Source organism: Dongia sp. (assembly GCF_041906375.1).
Classification (GTDB): Bacteria; Pseudomonadota; Alphaproteobacteria; order Dongiales; family Dongiaceae; genus Dongia.
Window position 1 is genome coordinate 1 of sequence record NZ_JAYRJJ010000024.1, and the last position, 4,108, is coordinate 4,108.

Annotated in this window: 3 protein-coding genes and 1 pseudogene; 1 reads left to right on the forward strand and 3 read right to left on the reverse strand. The window is 65.7% G+C overall.

All coding sequences use genetic code 11. The annotated features are described in order from the left end of the window. Nucleotides 1–195, forward strand: a pseudogene (locus ACE3OA_RS21415) (hypothetical protein); the annotation flags it as partial. Nucleotides 196–235: 40 nt separating this feature from the next. On the opposite strand, the gene ACE3OA_RS21420 reads toward ACE3OA_RS21415, so the two are convergent. The 3 genes from ACE3OA_RS21420 to ACE3OA_RS21430 form a co-directional block, all read right to left on the reverse strand. Then, complete coding sequence (locus ACE3OA_RS21420) at nt 236–1,279, reverse strand: hypothetical protein (protein WP_374314667.1); 1,044 nt, start codon at nt 1,277–1,279, stop codon at nt 236–238. 18 nt (nt 1,280–1,297) lie between these two features. Continuing rightward, the gene (gene purH, locus ACE3OA_RS21425) at nt 1,298–2,890 is read right to left on the reverse strand and encodes a bifunctional phosphoribosylaminoimidazolecarboxamide formyltransferase/IMP cyclohydrolase (protein ID WP_374314669.1); all 1,593 of its coding nucleotides are present in this window, start codon (nt 2,888–2,890) and stop codon (nt 1,298–1,300) included. 225 nt (nt 2,891–3,115) lie between these two features. Next, nucleotides 3,116–4,108, reverse strand: a 993-nt coding sequence (locus tag ACE3OA_RS21430; protein WP_374314671.1) for a heparinase II/III family protein, incomplete at its 5' end; no start/stop codon positions are given.

Consider the following 4,108-nt stretch of genomic DNA (forward strand, 5'->3'; position numbering starts at 1 on the left):
GTCAATATCGGCAAGCGCATCTCCGACCATTGCGAAAGGCTGGGTCTGATCGTCCGTCCCTTGGGTGCCCTGAACGTCATCTCGCCGCCGCTCACCTTGAGCAGAGAGGAGATCGACGAGCTGGTCAGCCTGCTCCGCCAAGGCATCGAGGCGACCTTGGCCGACCTCAAGGCCGAGGGGCATTACAAGGGCTAGAAGAAGAAACCCCCGATCGGCCGATCGGGGGTTTTTCGTTTCAGTGCGGTTGGGGCGTCACCGCCGGCCGGTCGAGGGCGGGGAGGCGCGCCTGCCAATCGGTGGGCAGCAGCCGCACCACCCGGCGCCGCGCCACATGCCAGAAGGCCGAGAGCAGCAGCAGCGCCGAGCCGATCACCAGCGCGGTCAAGGCCACATTGATGCCGATGGCGCCGAAGGATTCAAAGAGCGCGCTGATGGCGTAGAGCACATAAGCGAGGGCTGAGACCAGCATCGCGCGCCGGTCGATGGCCAGCGAGACCAGCGCCATGACGATATAGAGCGCCACCACGATGGCGGCCCGGCCAGCCGACACGTTGCCGCCGAAGACGCCGAGCTGCAGGAAGATCGGGTGCGCGATCATGGGGGCCGCGGCGAGATGCAGCCAGAACGCCACGTCCGAGCGGCGCGTGCGGCGCTCGCGGTCCGACATGTCCCAATGCATGGCGAAGGCAAAGAGGCATAGCCCGCCCAGCAGCACGAACCAGTGGATCTCAGCGAGGAGCCCCGGCACCGCCACGAAGATCAGCGCCAGCCCGACACCCACCATTGCGATGGCACCCGCCGCCACCGTGATCGGCACATGGAAGCGGCGCCAGTGGAGATAGGCGGCGATCGCGGCGGCACCGGCGGCACCCGCCATCAGCAAGGCGTGCGTTCGCGTATCGAGCAGCCCGATCCCGACGACGGCGCCGCCGACGGCGCAGAAAACGCCGCCGACAAAGGCCAGCAGCAATTGGATGCTAGGCAGCGCCATGCGCCGCTTGCGCGTGAAGAATTCGGCCAGGGCCCAGCTCGCAGCCGCGACCGTAGCGCCGCCCAGAGCCGGGTGGATGCCTGTGCCGATCCAGGCCAGCGCCACCAGCAGCAGCGAGATGGCGATGACGACGAAGATGTCGTTGAAGCCGGTGAGAAGGCGGAAGCTCTCCTCATCGACCAGCACCGTGGACCGGTTGCGGGCGACATGATCGCGCAGCGCCGCCGCGGCTTCCGCCGTGATGGCACCGGCAGCGACGGCGGATTCGATATCGGATTCGCTGTACATCGCCCTTGCTTTCCTCGCTCAGTGCCGGAAGTGGCGCATGCCGGTCAGCACCATGGCGAGGCCCGCCTCGTCGGCGGCCTTGATGATGTCGGCATCGCGCATCGAGCCGCCGGGCTGAATGACCGCCGTGGCGCCGGCCGACGCCGCCGCCAGCAAGCCATCGGCGAAGGGGAAGAAGGCGTCGGAGGCCACCACCGAACCCTTGGCGAAGCTGTCTTTAGCGCCCGCGGCCTTCGCTGCCTCATCCGCCTTCCAGGCGGCGATGCGGCTGGAATCGACCCGGCTCATCTGACCCGCGCCGATGCCGACCGTGGCGCCGTCCTTGGCATAGACGATGGCATTCGACTTCACATGCTTGGCGACGCGGAAGGCGAAGAGCAGATCGGCGATTTCCGCAGCCGTGGGCGCACGCTTGGTGACGATGCGGAGATCGGCTTCCTCGACATGGCCGAAATCGCGGTCCTGCACGAGGAGGCCGCCGGAAAGCGACTTCACCACATGGCCGCGTGCCTTCGGATCCGGCAGGCTGCCGGTTTCCAGCACGCGCACATTGGGCTTCGCGGCAAGCACGGCCTTGGCTTCGTCGCTGATCCTGGGGGCGATGACGACTTCGGCAAAGAGCTTCACGATCTCGGTTGCCGTTGCCGCGTCGAGCGCGCGATTGAGCGCGATGATGCCGCCGAAGGCCGAGACCGGATCGCAGGCCAGGGCGCGCGCATAGGCCGCGGCGAAGGTCTTCTCGTCCTTGGCCACCGCGACGCCGCAGGGATTGGCGTGCTTGATGATGGCGATGGCCGGCTGCGCGAATTCCGCCACCAGCTCGAAGGCAGCGTCGGTGTCGTTGAGATTGTTGTAGGAAAGCTCCTTCCCTTGCAGCTGCAAGGCGGTGGCGACGCCAGGTCGCGCCGGACCGGACCGATAGAAGGCCGCCTGCTGGTGCGGGTTCTCGCCATAACGCAGCATCTGCACGCGGGTCCCGGAGAGGCTGATGCTGTCGGGCAGCGGATCGGCCGCCTGCGCGCTCATCCACATGGCGATGGCACCGTCATAGGCGGCCGTATGCGCATAAGCTTTCCGCGCCAGCGCGCGGCGGAAGGCCAATGTGGTGCCGCCGGCCTGCTCGTCCATTTCGACCATCAGCTTGCCGTAATCGGCCGGATCGGTGACGACGCTGACGAAATCATGGTTCTTGGCGGCACCGCGCAGCATGGCCGGACCGCCGATATCGATGTTCTCGATGCAATCGTCCCAGGAGCCGCCGGCGGCCACGGTCTTGGCGAAGGGATAGAGATTGACGACCAGCAGGTCGATATCCGGGATGTCGTGCTTCACCTGGGCCGCGACATGTTCGGCCGAATCGCGCCGCGCCAGCAGGCCGCCATGGATCTTCGGGTGGAGGGTTTTCACCCGCCCATCCATGATTTCCGGGAAACCGGTATGGGCGGCCACTTCCTTGACGGCGATGCCGGCCTTGGCCAGGGCCTTGGCCGAACCGCCGGTGGAGAGGATTTCGACCCCCTTATCGGCCAGAAACCGGCCCAATTCCTCAAGTCCCGTCTTGTCGGAGACCGAAATGAGGGCGCGGCGGATGGGGCGGTTGGTATTGGGCATGAGCAGGGTCCCGGCTGGCTGGGTGGATGGCGTGAGGGCTTAAAGCCCAAGTCCGGGAGTGGCAAGGGGAATCACCCCTGACTTTCTATATGTACCTTGATGCGTCATGCCCGGGCTTGGCCCGGGCATCCACGACTTGCCAATTTTTTATCGCAAACTCGTGGATGCCCGCACCAAGTGCGGGCATGACGAGAATACTACGGTTAAACACGGCCTTGGCCGCCCCTATTTCTTCCCACCTTCGCGCTGCAGGAGCCAGCGGATTTCGGTCTGGTCGGACTCGATCGTGCCGATGACGACGATCTGCTGGGAACGGCGGACCTGGCCGCCGAGGCCGATATGCACGCTTTCAGCCAAGGCGAGATCGGCGCCGTCGACCCGGAGGCGCCAGCCCGACCCCTTGGGCATCTTGATGAAGGCGGTCTGGCCGTTCTGGGTGACGTTGACCGAGACCTGCGGGTGGAGATGGAAGCGCAGGGCATAGGCGTTGCCGCCGGGGCCCACCAGATGTTCCTCGCCCATGAAATCGTGGCCGTCGGCGGAGAGATAGAGCTTGCGTCGATGCACCAGGCCGAAGCCCTCCTCATACCCATCATGGGAGGTGTCGAGCCAGATCTGCCCGTCCGTCTCCTCGCGCCGGCAGGTGACAATCTCCGGCCGCAGGGCCAAGCCACCATGGGGCAGCAGCATCGCGGAATTGGTGTTGTCGACGATGAGCGTCGAATGAGCGGCGGTGGTGCGCTGCACCTGGCCCCATTCCTTGCTCCACGGATGCGCGCCGCAATTGACGATCATGCGTTCGTCATCATGGCTGAGCTCGAAGGAAAGCGTGCCGGCATGGGCGTGGCTGTCGAGCCCGTGGCGCGGCGGCGCCCCGCAATCCATGATGACGACCGTCTTGCCGCGATCGAGGCGCTGGAAGCCGGTCAAGGGCAGCTGGTTGAGCGGGCGCAGTTTATCGCCGGCGCGCTCGAATACCTGCAGCACATGGATGGGTTCCAGTTCCGGCGTGTCGTTGAAGCCCGCCAGCACCGCGTCGCCATGGCTCAGCATCAGCAGGACCGAGCCCAGATTGTTGATGGCGATGGAAAGGCCGTCGGGCAGCTTCATCCCGGCCGAAGTGTAGACGTCACGCAAATCGATGAGATGCTGCAGCAACTCCAGCATCAATTGCGGCGAGCGTTCGACATGGCCACCGTCGGCGAGGATCTGCGCGGT